Raw genomic sequence first — 21,833 nt, 5'->3', positions numbered from 1 at the left:
CGATCATTCGTCGGGCGGCACCAGCCCCAACCCTCTGAGGTAAATGCCGATCCCGGATTCCAGCAGGTCTTCGGGCGGGAAGGGCGAACTGGCCCCCGCATTGCGGGCATAAAGCTCTACGACACCATGGCTCATCGCCCAGATATGCGCGCTGAACATAGACGCCGGTGGGCGCTTTTCCGGCGGGATGTGTTCTGAAAGATCGGCCGCAGCCATTTCCAGAACCTCTTTTGCCCGGTTGGCGGCCAACGCCAGCTCGGGCGTCCGGTTGACCGAGATTCCGCTTTCGAACATCGAGATGTAATGGCCGGGATGCTTGCGCGCAAACGCCAGATATGCACGCCCGGTCGCTTCGAAAGCGGCCAGCGCCGAGGGCTGCCCCTTGTCATAGGCATACTGCATGAGGTCCGCGAACATCTCGAACCCCTGACGGGCCGCCTCGGCGATCAGATCCTCGCGACCCTGATAGTGTCGGTAAACCGCGGCTGGGGTGACACCGGCCCGTTTTGCGGCTTCAGACAGGGTAAAGCCGGTCGGACCTTTTTCCTCGATCAGCGAGAGGGCGGCGTCGATCAGCGCCTGTTTAAGATTCCCATGGTGATAGCCGCGTTTGGTCATTCCGACGGCACCTGCCTGTGTTTGCGTGCTCTTTTACCAACCAGACATAATGCACGCGGGGCAGCAGGTCCAATCCTTGAGACATGATCAAAGGGACCAATGCTTGACCAAAGACGCCCTAGACTACGCATCCCAGATTTCCGGTCCGCCACAAATCATCGGGTCGGGCTCGCCAACGGCTTCGACGTCCTTTTCGTCATAGTCCACGTTCGACAATACCGCCCGGATTGCCGCAAGCCGCGCGCGCTTCTTGTCGTCTGAACGGATGATCGTCCAAGGGCACAGATCGGAGTGGGAGCGTGTCAGAGTTTCGGAAATTGACTGCGTGTATTCATCCCATTTGCCCAGACCGGCGATGTCGATAGGGCTCAGTTTCCATTGTTTCAGCGGGTCATTCTCGCGCGCGAGAAACCGATTGAGCTGTTCTGCGCGTCCGACGTTGAGCCAGAACTTGAAAAGGTGAATGCCGTCATGCACAAGCCCGATCTCCAGCGGCATGACTTGCCTGAAGAAGCGTTCCCGCTGGTCTGCGGTACAGAATCCAAACACGTTTTCGACGACCCCCCGGTTGTACCAGCTGCGATCGAAGAAAACGATCTCGCCGGCTGATGGCAGGTGCTGGATGTACCGCTGGAAATACCATTGGCTGCGCTCGGCGTCGGAGGGTTTGCTGAGGGCGACATTGCGGGCGCCACGCGGGTTCACGTTTTCCCGGAATCGCTTGATCGTACCGCCTTTGCCTGCTGCATCCCGGCCCTCGAACACGATCGCGATGCGTTGTCCGGTTTCCTTGACCCATGCCTGCATCTTGACCAGTTCGATCTGCAGGGCCTCCATCTGATTGTCATAGTCCTTGCGCTTCATCCTTTCCTGATATGGGTAGCTGGGGTTGAGGATGTCGCCTTTTTCAGCGTCTTCGATGGCCTTTCGCACGCTCTCGGGAGCGTCGTTCCGAAAGTAGCTGTTGATTGCTCGGTCCGCTGCACGGGTCATGAGTTGCCTCGCCATAAAATCCAGTTTCTACTATGGATTACGGGCGGGGTTAACGCAAATCCGCTCGTTCGGCGACACGTTCGATCGCAGCAGCAACTTCTGGAGCGGCCACCACTTGAGGCATGTGACCCATACCTTCAAGTTCGATCAGCTCAGCGCCGGGGATTTGTTCGATTAACCGCTCGGAATGCCAGCCCAGCCCAACTGTGGTGTCTGCCGTACCATGCACAATTTCGGTGGGCACCGAAATCTCGGGGTAGCGCGGTTGCAGCTCGGCAACTTCGTTCAGGAGGTTGGCCCGTTGTTTTGCGTTGGCATGCATCGACGACCGGCGGAGCGTCAGGGGCGGGCCAAAGTGCTCGGCATAGCCTTCGGGTGCCGTTTGGGGGGCAAAGACCGTATCCAGGGCCTTGTTGACGTACCAGTCCGGAACGTAGGCGGTGATCAACGGCAGGACGAGAGCATTTCCCCAGGCGGTCGAGGTAATCCGGTTGAAGGAATCGAGCGGAGTTTCCCATGGCACCGCGGCCGGGGCGATCAGGACCAGAGCCGAGATGTTGTCAGGTCGCGTCACAGCCCAGGCCAGCGATACCGACCCGCCATAGCTTTGACCGGCTACGATGGGTTTGTCGGCCCCCAGCATCGCGGCAGCTTTCTGCAGGATTTCTGCCTGCTCAACGATGGTTTCGCCCTCCGCCGAGAAGCTCTGAGAATAGCCCAGCCCCGGTCGGTCAAATACAATGACCCGAAAGGATTTTGCCAGCAACGGCGCCAGAGCAAACGTCATGTCCCGGGTATTGCCGCTGGACCCGTGGATCAGGACGACATCCGGGCCTTCGCCAATGACGACGGCATGTACAGCAACGCCGTCGACATCCAATATCTGACCCTCTGGCGGAAACGCGGCCTCGGCCCGGGCCTCATGGCGTGCGGCAAGCCAAGCCGTCAAAGCCGCAAAAAGGGCCGCAAACAGGCCTAGGTATATCAACGACTTAATGACCAATTTTCGTCATGTCGAAAGGAGTGGTCTGGTAGATTTCGTTGATCCAGTTCCCATACAGCAGATGCGCATGGCTACGCCACCGATTCTGAGGCGTGCGGGACGGGTCATCGTCGGGATAATAGTTGATGGGTACGTTGATCGGAGTGCCATTGGCCACGTCCCTATCGTATTCCTGTTTCAGCGTGTCACTGTCGTATTCGAAGTGATTGAAGATATACAGCGCCCGGTTCTGCCGATCTTCAACCAGACACGGACCGACCTCGTCGCTGCCTAAAAGGGTCACAAGCCCTTTGGCAGCGTCGATTTCATCCTGCCGGACTTCGGTCCAGCGACTGACCGGGATCACGCAGTCATCCGAGAAACCTCGCAGGAAAGGCGAGGCCGGCAACAGGTTCCGATGCCGGAAACACCCAAAGGCCTTGGCGTCCAGCATATGCTTTTTGACGCCATGAAAATGGTAGATCATCGCCATGCCACCCCAGCACACGCCGAAGGTCGAATGCACATTGGTTCGGGTCCATTCAAACACTTCAGTCAGTTCGTCCCAATAGGTGACGTCCTGAAATTCCAGATGCTCGATGGGGGCGCCGGTGATGATCAGGCCGTCAAATTTCTGGTCCTTCACGTCCTGAAAAGGGCGGTAGAACTCTTCCATGTGTTCGGCCGCGGTGTTTTTCGTCTGATGCTCGGTCATGCGGATCAGAGACAACTCGATCTGCAGCGGCGTCGCGCCGATCAACCGGGCAAACTGGTTTTCGGTCTGGATTTTCTTCGGCATCAGGTTCAGCAACCCGATCTTCAGGGGGCGGATGTCCTGCCGTGCAGCCTGATCCTCGGCCATGACCATGACACCCTCTTTCGTCAGAACGTCAAAGGCCGGGAGGTCGGACGGAATCTTGATAGGCATGAGGCGGGCTTTTCCAGTTTCTTCTGAAGCGTTCTAGTTAGGACGCCGCGGCGCGGGTCTCAAGTGTGCTCTCGATCAACTCATCGAAATCACGGGCATCCCGCACCTTGCCGATTGCGTCGGCGGTAACGGTGACCCCCCAATTCTCAGCCATGGATTGGTATCTGGGCTGACGGTGGGCCAGGGCGCGGGCATAGGTCCAGCGGATGAAGTCGTCTGGATTGACCTCTGCCTCGGCGCAGCCGTGCTGATCAAGGTATTCCTGCCAGGTGCGTGTCAGGAAATCGGCCTGATACGACATCGGTTTGGGGGCCTTGTCGAACCGTCGGATCAGTTCGGCCGTGTGGTCGTCGTCGCCCTTGATCCAGACCATCAGGGTCTGGCGCGACAGTTCCGACAGGACGTGGTCGGAAGGATTGTCAGGGTCCACCCATTCGCAGATTGACCCGCCGGTGTCACAGATGAAATGCGGGTACCCGTACAGACGCTGAGCGCGGTCAATGAAATATTCGGTGTCCAGCAGAGCGTGGATTTCGGCCTGCCGGAACTGCTCTTGCCGACGCCGATATTCCGGCATCGCCAGCCCACCCAGGTCCGGGTTTCCGGGTTTGCCCAGATAGGCGGCGACCGGCGTCAGGTTTTCGAACGAAATGTTGGATCCGATATAGATCGAGTCAGAGAGCAGCAGATCCCGCAGAAAGGGAACCTTCATTGCCTCGGCCTTTGCGTTGTCGGTGATGTATTCACCCATGTAACGCGTGCCAATTCGATAATCGATCGAATAGTGGAACCAGTCGCCCGAGTCGCGAAGGATGTTCGACACGTAAGTCTTGCCCAAGCCGGACATGCCGAAAAACAGCACCTTTTTGCGCGCCGCTTCGCGCCAGTCCTTTGCCGAGCTGTAGATCATGTGCAACCGTCCCTTGTTTTGTCCTAGCTAAATCGGCCCGGCGATGGCGTCAATCTCGGCCGCGGGCTCGGCTTAGGATCAATAACCCCAATGCAAGGATTGCAAAGCCGATGAAGGCATTCGGGGCAAGGGTTTCGTGCCGGACATAAGCGCCCAGCAGAATGGCGACTGGAGGGATGATCAGGGTGACCAGCAGCAGGTTGCCGCTGCCGGCTGCGGCCAGAACCCTGTAGTACAGCAGGTAGGCCCCGGCCGTAGCGACGAGTGCGTAATAGGCTACGGCGAGCCAAGTTGTCATGGGCAGGTCGAATGATGGCGCACCGTCGAAGACCAGCATTACCGGCAGCATGACGATGGTCGACCCGCTCAGCATTCCCGCCGCTGCAACCTGCGGCGCCAGACCTGACAAGCGCAGACGGGCCCAGACAGCCGCCAGCGCATAGGATACGGTCCCGGCCAGAATGGCCAACTGAGCAGCGCTTTGCAGGCTGAACCCAAGGAAATTGTGCAATCCGATTGCGGTGGAAACTCCGCCAAAGCCAAGCGCAATACCCACAGCTCGACGATTGGTCAGTCGCTCGTCGGGAAAGAACGCAGCCGCAACCAGAACACCGAAGATTGCCGTGGCAGCGTTCAAGATCGAGGTCAGACCGGTGTCGACATACAATTGGCCCCAGGCCATCAGCGAGAAGGGCAATACGTTGTTCAGCAGCCCCATGACCAGAAAAGCGCCCCAAATACGCGGGTCCCTTGGTATCGTTTCTTGGCGGAGGAGGACGACGGCCCAAAGCGCAAACGCCGCCCAGAAAACGCGATGAAACACGGTCGTCATCACAGGTATCGTGTCCAGTGCGACGCGGATCGCGAGGAAGGACGCGCCCCAGATCAGTCCAAGAAGAATGAGCTCGAACCAGGCAAGGGCGGAGAGGGATTTTTGTTGGGTCATAGCCATTTCTTGCGTGTTTCTGTTTGCCTCACGCGGAATACTTGCATTCGGCAATTCGGTAAGCGACCCGGATCATGCGAAAAACCCCGCCACAAGGGCGGGGTTTTCCAATTCTGTATGAGCGTATCCCTTAGTTCAGGGCGTAGGTAACCTGAATACCAACGCTCCACGCGCTGTTTCCAGAGAAGTTAGCCCGCGCCCCGGGGCCAGCACCGTCAGCGGTTGCGTCGCCCAGATCGGTATAGCGAACGCCGCCCGAAATCTTGGCACGTTCCATCGAGTAGGTGCCGCCAAGGCCGATGCTCCAGAACCCGTCGGTCGGACCCAGGTTTGAAACGGGCTCATTGGTTGCCGATTCATAGCCAAGGGTCACTGCGCCCGAGAACTGTTCGGAGAACTGGTAGCCAAGACCCAGCGAATAGGTCCAGGTCGGATCGTCATAGTCCACCAGCGCGCTGGACGGCGGATAGTTCGGCGGATCGTAAACCGTTTGCGGCCAGTCGACCCAGCGGATCGATCCGAACAGCAGTGTCTTGGGGGCAACGCCGGTCTGGAAGTCCAGGTTCACCGATTGCGGAGAAACGACCTCGCTGGAAGTGTCGAATGTCGCAACAAAACCTCCAGGGGCCGGGGGGGGAGGGTTTAGCGACTCGGTTTGCGACAAGTCATGCGAGATCTTCGAGTTGTAGGTCAGCGCAACGCGCGCTGCGATCTCGGGCTTTTCCCAAGCCACACCCACGACGTAACCCAGCGCGGTGTCCTTGTCGGCATTCACCTCGTAACCAGCCGCCGCCGGAACGGCAACGTCAGCGCTGAGTCGCTGAATGCGCAGACCACCGATGGCGCTGAAGCCGCCGTCGAATTTGTAGCGTAACAGGGCAGTAATAGCCTCTGTGTCGGCCTTCGCACGCAGAACGTCAGTGCGACCGCCCGGGATCGGGTTCTGCGAGAGCGGGTAGTTCGAACCGTAGGCGATATCGGCACCGAACGGTTCGTCGTAGATCAGCGCAAAGTCGAGCTGATCAGTGAAGGCGTGCTTGTACGCGAGATGAGGCGAGAAGAAGTCATTTGCAACGTTGCCCGAGTCCACGCCCAGCATCGTGCCGCTTACGCTTGGGTTGGTGTAGCCCAGGCGAAACTGTACGACGGAACCTTCTTCAAAAATAATGTTGATGCCTTGCCCACTACGGTCGATACCGCCGGCATGAGCGGCGGTTGCCCCTGCACAGAGCACGCACGCCTGTAACAGCGCTTTCTTCATGTATTCCTCCCTTTTCACTATCCGGCGCCACGGTATTGTTTTGTGAGTGTCAGTGGCGGTAACTTCTGTGACCATTATTCACGGGGAGTTTAAAAAAACGTCAACCACTGACCATACGTTAGTTTCCGCCAGTGACCGAACGTCAGTTTTTGTGTGTGGTTTTTGCCAGAGTGCCCGATCCCGTGCGGCCCTCGGACCAGACATTCAGGAAGATGCCCGAGAAAATCACGACGGCGCCCAGCATGGTCCACTGATCCAAGGGTTCGTGATACAGCAGCATCCCAACGATCGCGATGGTCGGCAGGCGCGCGAAATCAAAGGGAATAACGACCGTGGCCGGAGCGATGGCAAGCGCGTTTGTAATGCAGAAATGGGCCAGCAGGCCGGCCAGCCCGACCAGCAACAACAGGGGCGCGCTTTGGGCGGTTGGCAGGACGATCTGCCCGTCTGCTCCGGCAACAGCAAGACCCATTACGGCCTGCATCGTAGTCAGCCAGAAAACGATGCATCCGATGCTGGCGAACCCTGTCAACTTCTTTGTCGAAATCGTTGTAAGCGCAAAGAAAACAGCCGAGGAGGCCGCTGCGAGAACACCGGGCGTGAGCGGCGTAGCTCCGGGTCGGGCGACGATCAGTATGCCTGCGAAACCTATGATTGCCGACATGACCCGCGTGGGTGTCAGGCGTTCGCCCAGCAGAAGCGGAGACAGAAGAACGACCCATATCGGTTGCGTAAACTCCAACGCAAAAACCTGCGCCAGCGGGATGACGCTGACAGCGTAGAACCACAGGTTTTGGCCCGCAAAATGCAACGAGTTTCGAACCGCGTGCAGGCCCAGACGTTGTGTCGATACCTGGTGCCATTTTCCGGTTGCCGTCAAAACGGCCGAAACGACGATGACGCCCACAATGCTGCGGTACATCATGATTTCAAAGGTGTCATGCGTCAGGCTAAGCTCGCGCCCGGCAACGGCCATTGACGAGAACGAAGCGATCGCGCCGGTCATCCAAAGCGCGGTTTTGGCAATCATCGATTTGCTATCGCGCATGTTTCGATCCTTGGGCTGAGCTTGCGTTTGGCCACCGAACCAAAACCGACGCCGGTTCACAACAACAAAAAAGCCGGGTCAGTGCCCGGCTTTTCGTGTCATTCCCACTCGATCGTGCCCGGAGGCTTGGAGGTGATGTCATAGGTGCAGCGGTTGATGCCCTTGACCTCGTTGATGATCCGGGTTGCGGTTTCGCCCAGGAATTCGTGGGTGAACGGGTAGTAATCGGCGGTCATCCCATCGACCGAAGTTACCGCCCGCAAGGCGCAGGCATAGTCATAGGTGCGCCCGTCGCCCATCACGCCGACCGTGCGCACCGGAAGGATCGCGACGAAGGCCTGCCAGATCTCGTCATACAGGCCGTGCTTGCGGATCTGGTCGATATATATCGCATCGGCCTCGCGCAGGATCTCCAGCTTTTCGCGGGTGATCTCGCCTGGGCAGCGGATGGCCAGGCCCGGTCCGGGGAAGGGGTGGCGGCCGATGAAACTGGGCGGAAGGCCCAGTTCGCGGCCCAGCGCGCGAACCTCGTCCTTGAACAGTTCGCGCAGCGGCTCGACCAGCTTCAGGCCCATCTTCTCGGGCAGGCCGCCGACGTTGTGATGCGATTTGATCGTGACCGATGGGCCGCCGGAAAACGACACCGATTCAATGACATCTGGGTAGAGCGTGCCTTGGGCCAGGAACTCGGCACCCTCGATCGTGTCGGCGTGTTTCTGGAACACGTCGATGAACAGCTTGCCGATGATCTTGCGCTTGGTCTCGGGGTCCGCGACGCCCTCGAGTTCGCCGAGGAACAGCTCGCATTCATCCGCGTGGATCAGCTGGATGTTGTAGTTGTCGCGGAACATCGAGACGACTTCCTGCGCCTCGTTCTTGCGCAGCAGGCCGTGATCGACGAAAACGCAGGTCAGCTGGTCGCCGATCGCCTCGTGGATCAGAATCGCCGCGACCGAGCTGTCGACGCCGCCCGACAGGCCGCAGATCACCTTCTTGTCGCCGACCTGTTCGCGGATCTTGCGGATCATCTCGTCGCGATAGGCGCCCATGGTCCAGTCGCCCTTGAACCCGGCCAGTTTCACGAAGTTCTCGTACAGTTTTGCGCCCTTGGGGGTGTGGTGCACTTCGGGGTGGAACTGAACGGCATAGAAATGGCGGTTGGTATCGGCGGTGATCGCGAAGGGCGCGTTGGGCGAAGTGCCGAACACCTCGAACCCCGGTGCGACTTGGCTGACATGATCGCCGTGGCTCATCCAGACCTGTTCATTGCCATCTGTAAACCAGCCCTCCAAAAGGTCGAGCTTGCCACGCGGCGTCACGAAGGCCCGGCCGAACTCGGCTGTGCCATGGCCGCTTTCGACCTTGCCGCCCAACTGGTGCATCATGACCTGCTGGCCATAGCAGATGCCAAGGATCGGAACGCCATAGTCGAAGATCTCTTGCGGGACGCGCGGTGATCCCTCGCGGGTCACGCTGTCCGGTCCGCCGGAAAAGATGATGGCGCGCGGGGCCATGTCCCGCACGAAATCCATCGTGACGTTCTGGTAGGGGTGGATTTCGCAATAGACGTTCAACTCGCGCAGGCGGCGGGCGATCAGCTGCGTCACCTGGCTGCCGAAGTCGATGATCAGAAGGCGGTCATGGGATGTCTCGGTCATACCCGGCCTTTAGGTCGGAAGCCTTGCATGTGCAAGCGCCTTGACGTCATTTGGCGGGAAAGAGTGACGCGGAGCGCATTGAATGACTGGAATTTCGCTCAGAAGGGCTGTGGCAACCGATGCGGAGCCCATCCGCCGATGCATCGAAGCGGCCTATACCGCCGCGCGCCAGACCATTCCGGACCTGCCGGATGTGACCGAGGGGGTCGAGGAGGACATTCGCGACCGGAACGTAGTTGTGGCCGTGGATGAAACATCCCTGCACGGTGTCGTGGTTTTTGGTTTCGAAAGAGAAACCGCGATGATCTTCAATCTGGCCGTTTCACCTGTTGCGCAAGGGCAGGGTATTGCTCGCCGGCTGGTCGATTTCGTCGCGGCAGAGGTCCGCGAAAACGGGGTTCGGAACATGCGCCTGACAACCCACCGTCTGATGGCGGACACCCGTGCGATGTACCGTCATCTTGGGTGGCAGGAGACCGGGCATGAGGGAAGCAAGGTCTATTTCAGCAAACCAACCTGACGCCTCGTAAGGCCTGTTGCAGGTACTGGACAGCGCGAAATATGTCGCTTTTCCCCCTATTGCGCCGGAATCCACATCTGGTGAAGTCGCGGCATCTTGTAACAAGCAATCCAATCTAAACTTTCACACGGGATCATCTCATGACAGAGGCAAGCACCCGACGCAGAGCGCGTGGTGGCGGAGGCGCCGCCCGCCGGGCCGAGCGTACCGCGGTTCGGATCGAAACGGCGAAGTATATCGAACGCAACATTCCGAACTTCGAGATCCTCAATGACGAAGCGTTGGAGATCATCGAGGCCAATGCGGAAACCGTGCTGGAGGAGGTCGGCGTCAATTTCGTCGACAACCCCGCGGCGCTGGAACGCTGGCGCGATGCCGGGGCCGACATCGACGGTGAGCGCGTTCGCATTCCGCGAGGTCTGGCCCGCGAACTGATCAAGACCGCACCCAAGGAATTCACGCAGCACGCGCGCAACCCGGAAAAATCGGTGGTGATCGGCGGGCGCAACCTGGTGCTGGCGCCGGTCTACGGACCGCCTTTCGTGCGGGACGCACAGGGTGGCCGCCGCTATGCCACGATGGACGATTTCAACAAGTTCGTGAAACTGGCCTACATGTCCAAATGGCTGCACCATTCGGGCGGCACCGTCTGCGAACCCACCGACATACCGGTGAACAAGCGGCACCTCGACATGCTGATGGCGCATATGACGCTGTCTGACAAACCCTTCATGGGTTCGGTGACCGATCCCAGCCGGGCGCAGGATTCAGTCGAGATGTGCGAGATTCTGTTCGGCAAGGAGTTCGTTCAGGAAAACACCGTGATGACCTCGCTCACCAACATCAACTCGCCGATGACGTTCGACGACGTGATGATGGGGTCGCTGGAAGTCTATGCCCGCAACAATCAGGCCTGCATCATTTCGCCCTTCATCGTGGGCGGCGCGATGGCCCCGGTTTCGGTTGCTGGTACTCTGACGCAGGTGCTGGCCGAGGTGCTGGCCGGCATCGCCTACAGTCAGATCATCCGTCCGGGCGCACCGGCCATTTTCGGCGCATTCGTGTCGTCGATCGACATGAACTCTGGTGCACCGACCTTTGGCACGCCCGAAGCCGCGCACATCACCTATGGAGCCGGTCAGTTGGCGCGCCGTTTGGGTGTTCCCTACCGCTCGGCCGGGTCGTTCTGTGGATCCAAGCTTCCGGACGCGCAAGCGGCTTATGAGACTGCAAACTCGCTGAATATGGGTCTGCTGTCAGGCGTCAACTTCATGTTGCATGCATGTGGCTGGCTCGAAGGCGGTCTGGTCGCCGATTTCGAAAAATTCGTCATGGATGCCGATCAGTTGGGAGCGCTTCATGCGTTGGCCAAAGGGGTGGCCTATGATGAAAACGCGCAGGCCATGGACGCGATTCGTGAGGTGGGTCCTGGTGGCCACTATCTTGGTTGTGCGCACACCCAGGCCAATTTCCAAAGCGCCTTCTGGAAGACCGACCTGCTGGACTACAAACCCTTTGAAACATGGGAAGAAGAGGGTGCGCGGGACACGCGCATGCTGGCCTCGGCCCGGGTCGAGCATCTGCTGGCCAACTACCAGCAACCGCAACTCGACCCGGAAAAACTGGCGGCACTAACCGCCTATGTCGAGGAAAAGAAAGCGTCCATGCCCGACGCCTTCACTTGACGACATGAAGTTCCGGGGCGCGGCTGGCTTGATGCAGTCGCGCCTCACCAATCAGTGCGATCAGTAGGTCCAGGTGGCGAACCAGCGAATACGCGGCGTCGCCCGAGCGTCGTTGGTCGTCGACGCTCCGCTCCATCTCCAACAGTCGCATCAAGGCCGCTCCGGTTCCCGGTAGCGCGCCATAGCCGAACAGGCGCTGCAAGTGGCGGTCACGGTCGTATTCCTGTGCTCCGACCTTGGCTGCCCGAGACAGTAGCCGTGGGCGGCGGAGGGCGGTGATCATAGTCATCAGGTCCTGCATTTCGGCGTTCCTCTGTTCAATTTTTCCTGCAGCAACTTGGCACAACCCAAGCGGGTGTTGCCGTGACATGGCTCGCGCCGAACGATGGTTTCACGACTGTTTATCTTTTTGAATCAATTCTGGTCAGAGCCGTTGGAGGTTAACGAACGAGTAACGAAAGCAACTCTAGGTAGATTTGGTTAACACTTTATCCGACGGCGGACAGTGGCAGTTTGATTGTCGACGAGGGCGAATAACGATGGAAAACAGCACCGCATTCACCGTTCCAGCTTGGGTTCCCGAAGGGGCACAGCGATACCTGGCCCATACCGAGGCGGGACGGTCGATCCGGGATCTGGCGCGGTCGGCAGGGTGTCACGCGTCAACCATTCTGCGACAGATCCGAAGGATCGAAATGCGCCGCGACGATCCCTTGGTGGATAAAGCACTGCAGTCACTTGCCGAAACACACTTTCCCGGTGCGGGGAATGAAGTGGCCTCTGGTCCCTTCTTCGGCGTCGGCGATGATCCTCATCGCATTCCCAATGCCGAAGACGAGGCGTTCGAGCGTGAGGCTCTGCGGGTTCTGCGGCGCCTTTGCGAAACGGGTGCGGTTCTGGCCGTGGCCGAGGACATGGAAAAGGCGGTCGTTGTCCGTGACAGCGGCGAGGGCGGTACAACTCGGACCGCCGTTGTTGACTGCAAGACCGCTCAGGCTTTGGCTCTGAAGGACTGGATCGTTTGTGACAATCCGGGGCGTGTGTCACGCTACCGGATCACGCAAACGGGCCGAACCGCACTGAGCCAGTTGATTGCCGATGCCGAAAACCGCGCGCGGACACAGACAGAATATGGGATGGCCGAGGCACCGGCGAAGTTCAAAACGCGCAGTCAAGCCGACGAGAAGCGCCCACGGCGCATCCGCTATTGCGCAGCAGAGAGCCCCCTGATTGCATTGTCGCGCCGACGCGACCGGGATGGAAAGCCGTTTCTTGACGAAAGCCTGGTGCGTGCCGGAGAGCGACTGCGCGAGGATTTCGAGCTGGCCCAGATCGGACCGCGGGTCACGCAAAACTGGGACCGGTTCCTTACCGCTGGCGGTCGTGCAGGTTTCGAAGCCGATGCGCAGGTTGCGCGCGGGTCGTCTGAGGCGCGTGATCGCGTGGCTCGGGCTTTGTCGGATCTGGGTCCGGGTCTGAGCGACGTTGCGTTGCGGTGTTGTTGCTATCTGGAAGGCCTCGAACTGGCCGAGAAACGGATGGGCTGGTCAGCACGTTCCGGGAAGATCGTGCTGCGCATTGCGTTGCAGCGCCTCAAGCGCCATTACGAGAAGCAAGCAGAGTGTGACAGATTGATCGGCTGATACACCTTTGTTTCGATTGGCCGGAGTTGCGGAAAACGCAGCAGGTGATAATCAGGGGTTATGAATTTTACCCTTAGACAGCTGCAATACTTACGCGCCGTGGCCGAGCAGCGCAACTTTGGCCGGGCCGCTCAGGTGTGTCACGTATCTCAACCGGCACTTTCGGTGCAGATCCGGGCTTTGGAAGACATCATGGGTGGGCCACTGTTTGAAAGGCGCGCCCGTGATGTTCTGCTGACACCGTTGGGGCGCGATGCGCTTGAGCACGCACGGCGCATTTTGGGCGCGGCCGAGCGGTTGGATCGGTTCGCGCGTGACAACTCCACCGGGCATCGCAGTCTGTCGGTCGGTTTGATCCCGACGGTCGCACCGTATCTTTTGCCGGGTGTCTTGGCTGGTCTGCGGTCGGCGGATGTGTCCCTGCGCGTTCAGGTACGCGAAGCGCGCACCGAGCGGTTGCTGTCGATGCTGAAAGCGGGCGAGATCGACGCCGCCGTGCTAGCCCTGCCGGTGGGCGCGCGCGGCCTGGACGAGGTGCCTCTGTTCGAGGACCGTTTTCTGCTGGCCGGCAGCGAGACGCGCCTGAACAGCCTGACCGTCAGCCCCGACGCTCTGCGCCCAATCGACCTGAACGCAGCCCAGCTGATGCTGCTGGAAGACGGGCATTGCCTGACGGATCAGGCGCTTGAGGTGTGCGGGCAGGACCGGACCAGCGCCCATATCAACATGGGCGCGTCGTCTTTGGCCACGCTGTCGCGTTTGGTGGCCGAGGGGTTCGGCCTGACGTTGATTCCGGAATTGGCGGCACGTTCCGAGGCCGATGCCGTGCCGGGGCTGAAACTGCTGCGGTTCGGCGTCCCGGAGCCCGCGCGGCAGATCGGCCTCGTGCGGCGCGATTCGTCGGATGGGGCGGTGTGGTTCGATCAACTGGCCCAGGTGATCCGGCAGGTCGGCGAAAACATCGTGTCAGAAACCCGGAACTGAAAAGGGCCCGCACTTGGCGAGCCCTTCGAGTGGAGGCTGGTTGAAGGCTCAGGCCATTTCGGGCTGCTGGGCTTCTTCCAGGTGCTTCATCAGGTTTTCGGGAGACGAAACGCCATAGGGGTCCTCGGGGCAGTTGTCCATCAGGCCGGGCTCTTCGAACCACGCCTCGACCACACCGTCGTTGATGATGGCGGCATAGCGCCACGACCGCATGCCAAAGCCCAGATTGGCCTTGTCGACCAGCATGCCCATCTTGCGGGTGAACTCGCCCGACCCGTCGGGGATGACCTTGACGTTCTTCAGCCGCTGATCCGTCGCCCATTTGTTCATGACAAAGCTGTCATTGACCGACATGCAGTAGATCTCGTCGATGCCCTTGGCCTTGAACGCCTCGTAGTTGTTCTCGAACCCCGGTAGTTGGTAGGTCGAGCAGGTGGGCGTGAACGCACCGGGCAGCGAGAACAGGATGACCCGCTTGCCTGCGAAGTAATCGGCCGTGGTCTTGTCTTCCCAGCGGAACGGGTTGGGCCCGTCGATCGAGTCGTCGCGCACGCGGGTGTGGAACGTCACGTCGGGCAGCTTGGCACCGGTTTTCATGGGCATCTCCTGTGATTCACATTTGTTCGGCCCGTGGGTTAAAACGATTCCAAACCGGCTTCAACACGGGATGTGCTGCGTTTGCGAATATCCTCTTATCTATGGAAATCATGTCGAAATTTGCGTTGATCTCCTAGAAAATCGCGCTCCTATTTTGCATCTGCGAAACGCTGACGCATGGCTGCTATGCACGGCTGGCGTAATACATCCGACCGGTTTATGTTATGCACCAACCAAATTGACCCAAAGTCAGGAAACCGGCCCCGTGCGCGATCTGAAAATCCCTGAACAACGTCACCCGGAAAAGGCGCATAAGCCCGACAATGCGCAGCCGAAAAAGCCCAACTGGATTCGGGTGAAAGCGCCCGGCGGCAAGGGCTATGCCGACACGCGCCGGATCATGCGCGACAACAACCTGGTCACCGTCTGCGAAGAGGCCGGCTGCCCGAACGTGGGCGAATGCTGGAGCCAGGGCCACGCGACAATGATGATCATGGGCGAGATCTGCACCCGCGGCTGCACCTTCTGCAACATCGCCACCGGTCGCCCCGATGCGCTGGACGCGTTCGAACCGGGCCGGGTGGCACATGCGGTGGAAAAGCTGGGTTTGAATCATGTCGTGATCACCTCGGTCGACCGCGACGACCTGGCCGATGGCGGGGCCGAGCATTTCGCTCAGACCATCCGCGCGGTGCGTCACCGCTCGCCCAAGACCACGATCGAGATCCTGACCCCGGATTTTCTGAAATGCGATCCGTCGGTTCTGGAAACCGTGGTAGCGGCCAAGCCGGACGTGTTCAACCACAACCTTGAAACCGTGCCTGGACTGTACCCCGAGGTGCGCCCGGGCGCGCGCTATTTCCACTCGCTGCGTCTGTTGCAGAGGGTCAAGGAACTGGACCCGTCGATCTTCACCAAGTCGGGCATCATGGTCGGACTGGGCGAGAACGAACAGCAGGTGCGCCAGGTCATGGACGACATGCGCGCCGCCGACATCGATTTCCTGACCATCGGTCAGTATCTGCAGCCCACGCCGAAACACCACCGCGTGGACCGCTTTGTCACGCCCGAAGAGTTCGCGGCCTATGAAAAAGCCGCCTATGGCAAGGGGTTCCTGATGGTTTCAGCCACGCCGCTGACCCGGTCCTCGTACCATGCGGGCGATGATTTCGCGCGCCTGCGGACAGCGCGGCAGAAAAAGCTGGGGCAGGCGTGACGCCCGAACGGCTCGCGCAACTGACTGCGCTGCGCCACGCGTTGCACCAACGGCCCGAGGTCTCGGGTGAAGAGGCCGAAACGGCCGCTTTCATCGCCGAGCAATTGCGCGGTGTGGCTGGCCGGGTACTGACCGGGATTGGTGGGCATGGGGTGGCGGCCGTGTTCGACTCGGGCCAGCCGGGACCGACCGTTGGTATCCGCTGCGAACTGGACGCGCTGCCGATTTTGGAGATGGCGGGCAAACCCTATTGCTCGCAGGTTCCGGGCAAGGGTCATCTGTGCGGGCATGACGGCCACATGACGATGGTGCTGGGCGTGGCGCAGGACCTGGCGCAAACGCCCGTGTCACGCGGCCGCGTCGTGCTGATCTTCCAGCCCGCCGAAGAGACCGGACAGGGCGCACGCGACTTTCGGAACGATCCGCAATATGCTGAGATACAGCCGGATTTTCTGTTCTCGCTGCACAACTTGCCGGGGCTGGACCTGGGCGCGGTCGAGCTGTGCTCTGGCCCGGCCAATTGCGCCTCACGCGGGATGCGGGTGCGGCTGACGGGCAAGACCTCGCACGCCGCGGCCCCGCAGGACGGGCTGTCACCGGCCTCGGCCATGGCCGAGTTGATGCCGGCCTTGGCTGCCTTGGGACCGGGCGGCGAACTGACTGAGGATTACGCGTTGACCACCGTCACCCACGCCCAACTGGGGGCCCCGACATTCGGCGTGGCGCCCGGTGAGGCCGAGATATGGGTCACGCTGCGCACCGTCTCCGACGCGCGCATGGCGCAACTGGTCGATCAGGCCGAGGCGCTGGTGCGCAAGGCTGCGGCCGACGAGGGACTGGGTGTTGAGGTCACCTATGACGACGTGTTCGAGGCCTGCGTCAACCACCCAGAGGCCGTTCAGATCCTGGCTCACGCCTGCGCGCAGGCCGGGGTGCAACCGCGCCTGACTACCGTGTCGCAACGGTTCTCGGAGGATTTCGGGCAATTCGCCAAGGGGTCGAAAACCGCCATGTTTTGGCTGGGGGCCGGGGTTGACCATCCGCAACTTCACAACCCCGACTATGATTTCCCCGACGCGCTGATTCCTGTCGGTGCGGGTATCTTTCTGGCGGCAATTCGTCAGGTGCTGGGCGCGCCGGTCACGGCCTGAGCTTGCGTGGCTGGCTGGTTGCCCATTCGGGCCACCAGCCCATGTATTCAACGCCGGCAATCACCAGACACAGCACGATCAGGCCGAGCACCAGCTTGACCCGCTGGTCCGAGGGCGGATTGCGCGCCCATCGGGACATTCGCAGAAGGTGGCGCAGGATCATGGGGCCTCGAGTCCGCGGCGGGATCAGTCTTCGGTAAAGCGGACCTTGCCGATGAAGGGCAGGTTGCGGTTGCGTTGGGCATAGTCGATACCATAGCCCACGACGAATTCGTCAGGGATTTCAAAGCCGATCCAGTCGGCGCGGAAATCGACCTCGCGGCGGCTGGGTTTGTCCAGAAGGGCAATCGACTTGAGCCGTTTCGGCTGGCGGCTGCGCAGCAGGTGGGTGACGTGGTTCAGCGTGTGTCCCGTATCGACGATATCTTCGACCACCAGCACGTCGCGCCCTTCAATTGCGCCACGCAAGTCTTTGAGAATGCGCACTTCCCGGCTGCTTTCCATTGAATCTCCATACGAAGACGCCTCGAGGAAGTCGACCTCGATCGGCAGGTCCAGTTCGCGCACAAGATCGGCGATGAACACGAAGCTGCCGCGCAGCAGGCCCACGACCACCAGCTTGTCGGTATCGCCGAATTCGCGGGTGATTTCGCGGCACAATTCCTCGATCCGCGCCGCGATGGCCTTGGCCGAGATCATCTCATCTATCACATATGCGCGCTGGCTCATGGCTGCCCCCTTGATCTTTGGCGCGCAACATACGACATGACGCGCCATTGTCACGTTTCAAATGTCCAGGTTGCCATGCCCACTCATTCGGAAACCCGCCACCTCCCATACAGCGCGCAGCAGATGTATGATCTGGTTGCGGATGTGGCGAAATACCCCGAGTTTCTGCCTTGGTGCGCGGCCGCGCGGATCCGGCGAACCTATGCGGCGGGCGAGGCGCAGGTGATGGAGGCCGATCTGGTGATCTCGTTCAAGGTGTTCCGCGAACGGTTCGGCAGCCGGGTGACGCTGTACCCCGATCAAAGGAAGATCGACACCGAATATCTGGACGGCCCGTTCAAATACATGAAATCGGACTGGCATTTCGAGGACGCTCCCGAGGGCGGCTGCAACGTGTCCTTCCACGTGGATTTCGAGTTCAAGAACGCCGTGTTGCAGGGCATCATCGGCGTGGTCTTCAACGAGGCGATGCACCGGATCGTACGGGCCTTCGAGCAGCGCGCGGCCAGCCTTTACGGCTGAGGGTTTACCCGGCGCGGGCGCACGTTAGACTGCGCCGCATGACTGATTTCACACGCACTCTTTCCGAATTCGCCGCAGGCCCGGTCAAGACAACTGCGCGGGCTCGGATCGTCACGTCTTTGTCCGCGCTCGACTGGCTGGCGGTCGGGCGCGCAGGCGTCAACGAACAGGTCTCTCGCATTCTGCGGGAGATGGTGCTGGACGAAGGCGGGGCCGGCCAGGCCACTCTGTTCGGTGGCGGGACTGCGCCGATGCGCGCTGCGGCTTTGGTCAACGGCACGGTGTCGCACGCGCTGGACTATGATGACACGCATTTCGCCCATATCGGCCACCCCTCGGTGGCGGTGTTTCCGGCCGCGCTGGCCGTCGCCGAATGGCAGGACCAGCCCGTCGTCGAGCTGTTGGAATCGGCCTTGGTGGGGATGGAGTTGTCCATCCGCATCGGCCTGTGGCTGGGGCGGGGGCATTATCAGGTCGGGTTTCACCAGACCGCAACGGCGGGCGCGTTCGGAGCGGCCGTAGCAGCCGCCCGCTTGCTGGGATGCGATGCGGCGGCCATGCGCCGTGTTCTGGGGCTGACCGCGACCCGGGCGGCTGGCCTCAAGGCGCAGTTTGGCACCATGGGCAAGCCTTACAATGCGGGGCAGGCGGCGTCGGTCGGGGTCGAGGCCGCGCTGTTGGTTCAGCGGGGGTTCGCGCCCAATCCCGATGCCCTGACCGGCCTGTTCGGATTTGGCGCGACCCATCACGGTGCCGATGATACTGCCACGGCTCTGTCGGGACTTGGGGATGAGTGGCTGATCGAAAGCGTCAGCCACAAGTTCCACGCCTGCTGCCACGGGCTGCACGCCGCGCTCGAGGCGGCGCGCGATCTGGACATCGCCGAACCCGAGGTGGCCGAGATCAAGATCCGCACACATCCCCGTTGGATGAGCGTCTGCAATCAGACCGCACCGACAACCGGGCTGGGCGCCAAATTCTCCTATCGGACGGTGATCGCGATGCAGGCGCTGGGATATGATACGGCCCTGCCTGAAAGCTACACGGACAAGGTCTGCGCCGATCCGCGCCTGCAATCGCTGCGCGACCGGATCACGGTTGAAGCGGATGAAACCCTGTCCGAGACCGAGGCCCGCCTGTTGCTGCTGCGGCGGGACGGGGTACGGCGCGAGGCGACCCACGATCTGGCCGCGCCGATCTCGATTTCCGAACGCGAGGACCGGGTCCGTGACAAGGCCGCCAAACTGATCGGCGCGGACGACGCGGATGCGATCTGGTCGATGCTGCGCACCGGCGGGCGCGCAGCGGATTTAGCAAAACGACTGGTTGACTAGACCACGCGCCAGTGCAGCGGGAAGCCGGGGTCGAACACGGTGACCGGGCCATCGCGCGTTTCGATCTTGTCGGGGTAGGTGACCGGTTCGCCCTTCTGCAGGGTGATGGTCTGATCGTTGACGGGCAGCCGATAGAACCTGGGCCCGTTGACCGACGTGAACCCTTCCAGCTTGTCCAGCGCACCCGCGCGGTCAAAGACCTCGGCCACCAGCGACATGGTGTTGGTCGCGGTGAAACATCCCGCGCAGCCGCAGGCCATTTCCTTGTTGGCATCCGTATGCGGGGCGCTGTCAGTCCCCAGAAAGAACCGTTCGTCGCCCGAGGTCGCGGCATCGACCAGCGCCTTGCGGTGCTCTTCGCGCTTGGCGACGGGCAGGCAGTAGTAGTGCGGCTTGATCCCTCCCACCAAGATGTGGTTGCGGTTGATGATCAGGTGATGCGCGGTGATCGTGGCGCCCAGGTCGGTTTCGTTCGCGCGCACATACTCCACGCCGTCGCGCGTGGTGATATGCTCCATCACCACGCGCAGGCCCGGCGTGGCCTTGCGGATCGGGTCCAGAACGCGGTCGATGAACACCGCCTCGCGGTCGAAGATGTCGATCTCGGCATCGGTAACCTCACCATGCACGCAGAGCGGAAGGCCGATTTCGGCCATCCGGTCCAGCACGGGGCGCACCTTGTCGAAATCCCGCACGCCCGAGGCCGAGTTGGTCGTGGCCCCTGCCGGGTACAGCTTGACCGCCTTGACCAGACCGCTGGCATGGGCCGCGGCCATGTCGTCTGGGTCAGTATCCTCGGTCAGGTACAGGGTCATCAACGGCTCAAAGCTCATACCGTCGGGCAGGGCGGCCAGGATACGGTCGCGGTAGGACGCGGCCTGAGCGCCGGTGACCACTGGGGGCACCAGGTTGGGCATGATGATGGCCCGCGCGAAATGGCGGGCGGTTTCGGGCAGGACGGCCTGCAGCATGGCGCCATCGCGCAGATGCAGGTGCCAGTCATCGGGGCGGCGGAGCGTCAGAGTATGGGTCATGGCGCCGGGCTAGCACAGGCAGGCCGTACGGGAAAGTGACAACAAACCTTGCCAGGCGACCAGATTGCCGCAAGTCCCGGAAAGATCACGGTCTTGACGCGCAGCGGCAGCCATGACCTGTTGTGCCAAGGGAGATTGAGACACATGAGCCAGCCAGATTCCATCGACGCCGTTCAGAAGATGCTGGGCGAACAGGGCTATGTCTGCGGTCGCGCCCTGGCCACCGTGGTGTTCCTGTCGCTGAGACTGGGCCGGCCGCTGTTTCTGGAGGGCGAGGCGGGTGTCGGCAAGACCGAGATCGCCAAGGCCCTGGCCTCTGGACTTGGCCGCCGCCTGATCCGGCTGCAATGCTATGAAGGGCTCGATGCGTCCTCGGCCGTCTATGAATGGAACTTTCCCGCCCAGATGGTGGCCATCCGCACCGCCGAGGCGGTCGGCGGGTCCGACCGGAAGGGCCTGCAGGAGGAACTGTTCAGCGGCGACTATCTGATCCGCCGCCCGCTGCTCGAGGCGATGGAGCCCGACCCGGCTGGCCCGCCGGTGCTGCTGATCGACGAACTGGATCGCACGGACGAACCGTTCGAGGCCTTCCTGCTGGAGGCGCTGAGCGATTTTCAGGTGACGATCCCCGAGATCGGCACGATAAAAGCGCCCGAACCGCCCATTGTCATCGTCACGTCGAACCGCACGCGCGAGGTGCATGACGCGCTCAAGCGCCGCTGCCTGTATCATTGGGTCGATTACCCCGATTTCGACCGCGAGTTGGAGATTCTGCACGCCCGCGCGCCCGAGGCCGCCGAGGCGCTGAGCCGCGAAGTGGTGGCCTTTGTCCAGCATCTGCGCACCGAGGACCTGTTCAAGAAACCCGGCGTGGCCGAGACCATCGACTGGGCGAAATGCCTGCTGGCGCTGGACGTGATCAACCTCAGCCCCGAGGTGATCGGCGACACGCTGGGCGCGATTCTGAAATACCAGGACGACATCCAGAAACTGCAGGGCTCCGAAGCCAAGCGCATTCTGGATCAGGCCAAAGCCACGCTCGAACCGGTCTGATGTCATCGCGGCGCCAAAGCA

Annotated in this window: 23 protein-coding genes; 9 read left to right on the top strand and 14 right to left on the bottom strand. The window is 61.0% G+C overall.

The window, feature by feature from the left end:
* Nucleotides 1–3: 3 nt before the first annotated feature.
* The 9 genes from AC2FNL_RS08045 to guaA all read right to left on the bottom strand — a co-directional run bounded on the left by AC2FNL_RS08045 (nt 4) and on the right by guaA (nt 9,344).
* On the bottom strand, nt 4–618 hold the full coding sequence (locus AC2FNL_RS08045) for a TetR/AcrR family transcriptional regulator (RefSeq protein WP_093961897.1): 615 nt from the start codon (nt 616–618) through the stop codon (nt 4–6).
* Nucleotides 619–741: 123 nt separating this feature from the next.
* A complete protein-coding gene (ppk2, locus tag AC2FNL_RS08040; protein ID WP_496833066.1) occupies nt 742–1,611 on the bottom strand; it encodes a polyphosphate kinase 2 in 870 nt (289 codons plus the stop codon).
* A gap of 49 nt (nt 1,612–1,660) precedes the next feature.
* Complete coding sequence (locus AC2FNL_RS08035) at nt 1,661–2,608, bottom strand: alpha/beta fold hydrolase (protein ID WP_496833217.1); 948 nt, start codon at nt 2,606–2,608, stop codon at nt 1,661–1,663.
* Nucleotides 2,604–3,521, bottom strand: a complete 918-nt coding sequence (gene metA, locus AC2FNL_RS08030; protein ID WP_496833065.1) for a homoserine O-acetyltransferase MetA — start codon at nt 3,519–3,521, stop codon at nt 2,604–2,606. Before metA ends, AC2FNL_RS08035 begins: the two co-directional genes overlap by 5 nt.
* Nucleotides 3,522–3,558: 37 nt before the next feature.
* A complete protein-coding gene (locus AC2FNL_RS08025) occupies nt 3,559–4,431 on the bottom strand; it encodes an ATPase (protein WP_480775146.1) in 873 nt (290 codons plus the stop codon).
* Nucleotides 4,432–4,480: 49 nt separating this feature from the next.
* Entirely contained in the window at nt 4,481–5,377 is an 897-nt protein-coding gene (locus AC2FNL_RS08020) for a DMT family transporter (protein ID WP_496833064.1), read from the bottom strand.
* 130 nt (nt 5,378–5,507) lie between these two features.
* On the bottom strand, nt 5,508–6,638 hold the full coding sequence (locus AC2FNL_RS08015; protein WP_496833063.1) for an OmpP1/FadL family transporter: 1,131 nt from the start codon (nt 6,636–6,638) through the stop codon (nt 5,508–5,510).
* A 142-nt stretch (nt 6,639–6,780) separates the two neighbouring features.
* On the bottom strand, nt 6,781–7,686 hold the full coding sequence (locus tag AC2FNL_RS08010; protein WP_093962941.1) for a DMT family transporter: 906 nt from the start codon (nt 7,684–7,686) through the stop codon (nt 6,781–6,783).
* A gap of 98 nt (nt 7,687–7,784) precedes the next feature.
* Entirely contained in the window at nt 7,785–9,344 is a 1,560-nt protein-coding gene (guaA, locus tag AC2FNL_RS08005) for a glutamine-hydrolyzing GMP synthase (RefSeq protein ID WP_496833062.1), read from the bottom strand.
* An 82-nt stretch (nt 9,345–9,426) separates the two neighbouring features.
* On the opposite strand from guaA, the gene AC2FNL_RS08000 reads away from it, so the two are divergent.
* Both AC2FNL_RS08000 and AC2FNL_RS07995 read left to right on the top strand, forming a co-directional pair.
* Nucleotides 9,427–9,864 carry a GNAT family N-acetyltransferase gene (locus AC2FNL_RS08000; RefSeq protein ID WP_496833061.1) on the top strand — a complete coding sequence of 146 codons (438 nt, stop codon included), beginning with the start codon at nt 9,427–9,429 and terminating at the stop codon, nt 9,862–9,864.
* 140 nt (nt 9,865–10,004) lie between these two features.
* A complete protein-coding gene (locus tag AC2FNL_RS07995) occupies nt 10,005–11,549 on the top strand; it encodes a trimethylamine methyltransferase family protein (RefSeq protein ID WP_480753138.1) in 1,545 nt (514 codons plus the stop codon).
* Here the strand turns inward: AC2FNL_RS07995 and AC2FNL_RS07990 are convergent.
* Nucleotides 11,542–11,838, bottom strand: a complete 297-nt coding sequence (locus tag AC2FNL_RS07990; protein WP_254920115.1) for a DUF6477 family protein — start codon at nt 11,836–11,838, stop codon at nt 11,542–11,544. The two genes, AC2FNL_RS07995 and AC2FNL_RS07990, sit on opposite strands and share 8 nt — an antisense overlap.
* A 250-nt stretch (nt 11,839–12,088) precedes the next feature.
* On the opposite strand from AC2FNL_RS07990, the gene AC2FNL_RS07985 reads away from it, so the two are divergent.
* Nucleotides 12,089–13,192 carry a DUF6456 domain-containing protein gene (locus AC2FNL_RS07985; RefSeq protein ID WP_496833060.1) on the top strand — a complete coding sequence of 368 codons (1,104 nt, stop codon included), beginning with the start codon at nt 12,089–12,091 and terminating at the stop codon, nt 13,190–13,192.
* Between the two features lie 60 nt (nt 13,193–13,252).
* Nucleotides 13,253–14,176 (top strand): LysR substrate-binding domain-containing protein, encoded by a 924-nt coding sequence (locus AC2FNL_RS07980; RefSeq protein WP_496833059.1) that lies wholly within the window; start codon nt 13,253–13,255, stop codon nt 14,174–14,176.
* Nucleotides 14,177–14,224: 48 nt separating this feature from the next.
* Here AC2FNL_RS07980 and AC2FNL_RS07975 read toward each other — a convergent pair whose 3' ends face one another.
* A complete protein-coding gene (locus tag AC2FNL_RS07975; protein WP_496833058.1) occupies nt 14,225–14,773 on the bottom strand; it encodes a peroxiredoxin in 549 nt (182 codons plus the stop codon).
* A 265-nt stretch (nt 14,774–15,038) separates the two neighbouring features.
* Between AC2FNL_RS07975 and lipA the strand changes: the two genes are divergently transcribed.
* Nucleotides 15,039–15,989 (top strand): lipoyl synthase, encoded by a 951-nt coding sequence (gene lipA / locus AC2FNL_RS07970; protein ID WP_496833057.1) that lies wholly within the window; start codon nt 15,039–15,041, stop codon nt 15,987–15,989.
* Nucleotides 15,986–17,140: an amidohydrolase gene (locus AC2FNL_RS07965; RefSeq protein ID WP_496833056.1), complete on the top strand. Its 1,155-nt coding sequence runs from the start codon at nt 15,986–15,988 to the stop codon at nt 17,138–17,140. The genes lipA and AC2FNL_RS07965 overlap by 4 nt, the downstream gene beginning before the upstream one ends.
* Here AC2FNL_RS07965 and AC2FNL_RS07960 read toward each other — a convergent pair.
* Nucleotides 17,130–17,303, bottom strand: a complete 174-nt coding sequence (locus AC2FNL_RS07960) for a hypothetical protein (protein ID WP_005983545.1) — start codon at nt 17,301–17,303, stop codon at nt 17,130–17,132. The genes AC2FNL_RS07965 and AC2FNL_RS07960 overlap by 11 nt on opposite strands.
* A gap of 23 nt (nt 17,304–17,326) precedes the next feature.
* A complete protein-coding gene (gene hpt / locus AC2FNL_RS07955; RefSeq protein WP_093962943.1) occupies nt 17,327–17,869 on the bottom strand; it encodes a hypoxanthine phosphoribosyltransferase in 543 nt (180 codons plus the stop codon).
* Nucleotides 17,870–17,944: 75 nt separating this feature from the next.
* On the opposite strand from hpt, the gene AC2FNL_RS07950 reads away from it, so the two are divergent.
* Nucleotides 17,945–18,391, top strand: a complete 447-nt coding sequence (locus tag AC2FNL_RS07950) for a type II toxin-antitoxin system RatA family toxin (RefSeq protein ID WP_093961911.1) — start codon at nt 17,945–17,947, stop codon at nt 18,389–18,391.
* A gap of 38 nt (nt 18,392–18,429) precedes the next feature.
* A complete protein-coding gene (locus AC2FNL_RS07945) occupies nt 18,430–19,725 on the top strand; it encodes an MmgE/PrpD family protein (protein WP_093961912.1) in 1,296 nt (431 codons plus the stop codon).
* Here AC2FNL_RS07945 and pyrC read toward each other — a convergent pair.
* Nucleotides 19,722–20,759, bottom strand: coding sequence for a dihydroorotase (pyrC, locus tag AC2FNL_RS07940; RefSeq protein ID WP_496833055.1), 1,038 nt, complete (start codon nt 20,757–20,759; stop codon nt 19,722–19,724). The genes AC2FNL_RS07945 and pyrC overlap by 4 nt on opposite strands.
* Before the next feature lie 144 nt (nt 20,760–20,903).
* Here pyrC and AC2FNL_RS07935 point away from each other — a divergent pair, with 144 nt between their 5' ends.
* The gene (locus AC2FNL_RS07935; protein ID WP_073279503.1) at nt 20,904–21,812 is read left to right on the top strand and encodes an AAA family ATPase; all 909 of its coding nucleotides are present in this window, start codon (nt 20,904–20,906) and stop codon (nt 21,810–21,812) included.
* Nucleotides 21,813–21,833: the final 21 nt, after the last annotated feature.

The organism is Ruegeria sp. CRTD044 (assembly GCF_059613485.1).
The sequence above is the reverse complement of the archived record's forward strand: the minus strand, read 5'-3'. Positions and strand labels throughout refer to the sequence as shown.

Excerpts from the sequence above, each read along its gene's own strand:
- AC2FNL_RS08045 (WP_093961897.1), bottom strand. The coding sequence starts at position 618 with ATGACCAAACGCGGCTATCACCATGGGAATCTTAAACAGGCGCTGATC.
- ppk2 (WP_496833066.1), bottom strand. The coding sequence starts at position 1,611 with ATGACCCGTGCAGCGGACCGAGCAATCAACAGCTACTTTCGGAACGAC.
- metA (WP_496833065.1), bottom strand. The coding sequence starts at position 3,521 with ATGCCTATCAAGATTCCGTCCGACCTCCCGGCCTTTGACGTTCTGACG.
- AC2FNL_RS08025 (WP_480775146.1), bottom strand. The coding sequence starts at position 4,431 with ATGATCTACAGCTCGGCAAAGGACTGGCGCGAAGCGGCGCGCAAAAAG.
- AC2FNL_RS08020 (WP_496833064.1), bottom strand. The coding sequence starts at position 5,377 with ATGACCCAACAAAAATCCCTCTCCGCCCTTGCCTGGTTCGAGCTCATT.
- AC2FNL_RS08015 (WP_496833063.1), bottom strand. The coding sequence starts at position 6,638 with ATGAAGAAAGCGCTGTTACAGGCGTGCGTGCTCTGTGCAGGGGCAACC.
- AC2FNL_RS08010 (WP_093962941.1), bottom strand. The coding sequence starts at position 7,686 with ATGCGCGATAGCAAATCGATGATTGCCAAAACCGCGCTTTGGATGACC.
- guaA (WP_496833062.1), bottom strand. The coding sequence starts at position 9,344 with ATGACCGAGACATCCCATGACCGCCTTCTGATCATCGACTTCGGCAGC.
- AC2FNL_RS08000 (WP_496833061.1), top strand. The coding sequence starts at position 9,427 with ATGACTGGAATTTCGCTCAGAAGGGCTGTGGCAACCGATGCGGAGCCC.
- AC2FNL_RS07995 (WP_480753138.1), top strand. The coding sequence starts at position 10,005 with ATGACAGAGGCAAGCACCCGACGCAGAGCGCGTGGTGGCGGAGGCGCC.
- AC2FNL_RS07990 (WP_254920115.1), bottom strand. The coding sequence starts at position 11,838 with ATGACTATGATCACCGCCCTCCGCCGCCCACGGCTACTGTCTCGGGCA.
- AC2FNL_RS07985 (WP_496833060.1), top strand. The coding sequence starts at position 12,089 with ATGGAAAACAGCACCGCATTCACCGTTCCAGCTTGGGTTCCCGAAGGG.
- AC2FNL_RS07980 (WP_496833059.1), top strand. The coding sequence starts at position 13,253 with ATGAATTTTACCCTTAGACAGCTGCAATACTTACGCGCCGTGGCCGAG.
- AC2FNL_RS07975 (WP_496833058.1), bottom strand. The coding sequence starts at position 14,773 with ATGAAAACCGGTGCCAAGCTGCCCGACGTGACGTTCCACACCCGCGTG.
- AC2FNL_RS07960 (WP_005983545.1), bottom strand. The coding sequence starts at position 17,303 with ATGATCCTGCGCCACCTTCTGCGAATGTCCCGATGGGCGCGCAATCCG.
- hpt (WP_093962943.1), bottom strand. The coding sequence starts at position 17,869 with ATGAGCCAGCGCGCATATGTGATAGATGAGATGATCTCGGCCAAGGCC.
- AC2FNL_RS07950 (WP_093961911.1), top strand. The coding sequence starts at position 17,945 with ATGCCCACTCATTCGGAAACCCGCCACCTCCCATACAGCGCGCAGCAG.
- AC2FNL_RS07945 (WP_093961912.1), top strand. The coding sequence starts at position 18,430 with ATGACTGATTTCACACGCACTCTTTCCGAATTCGCCGCAGGCCCGGTC.
- pyrC (WP_496833055.1), bottom strand. The coding sequence starts at position 20,759 with ATGACCCATACTCTGACGCTCCGCCGCCCCGATGACTGGCACCTGCAT.
- AC2FNL_RS07935 (WP_073279503.1), top strand. The coding sequence starts at position 20,904 with ATGAGCCAGCCAGATTCCATCGACGCCGTTCAGAAGATGCTGGGCGAA.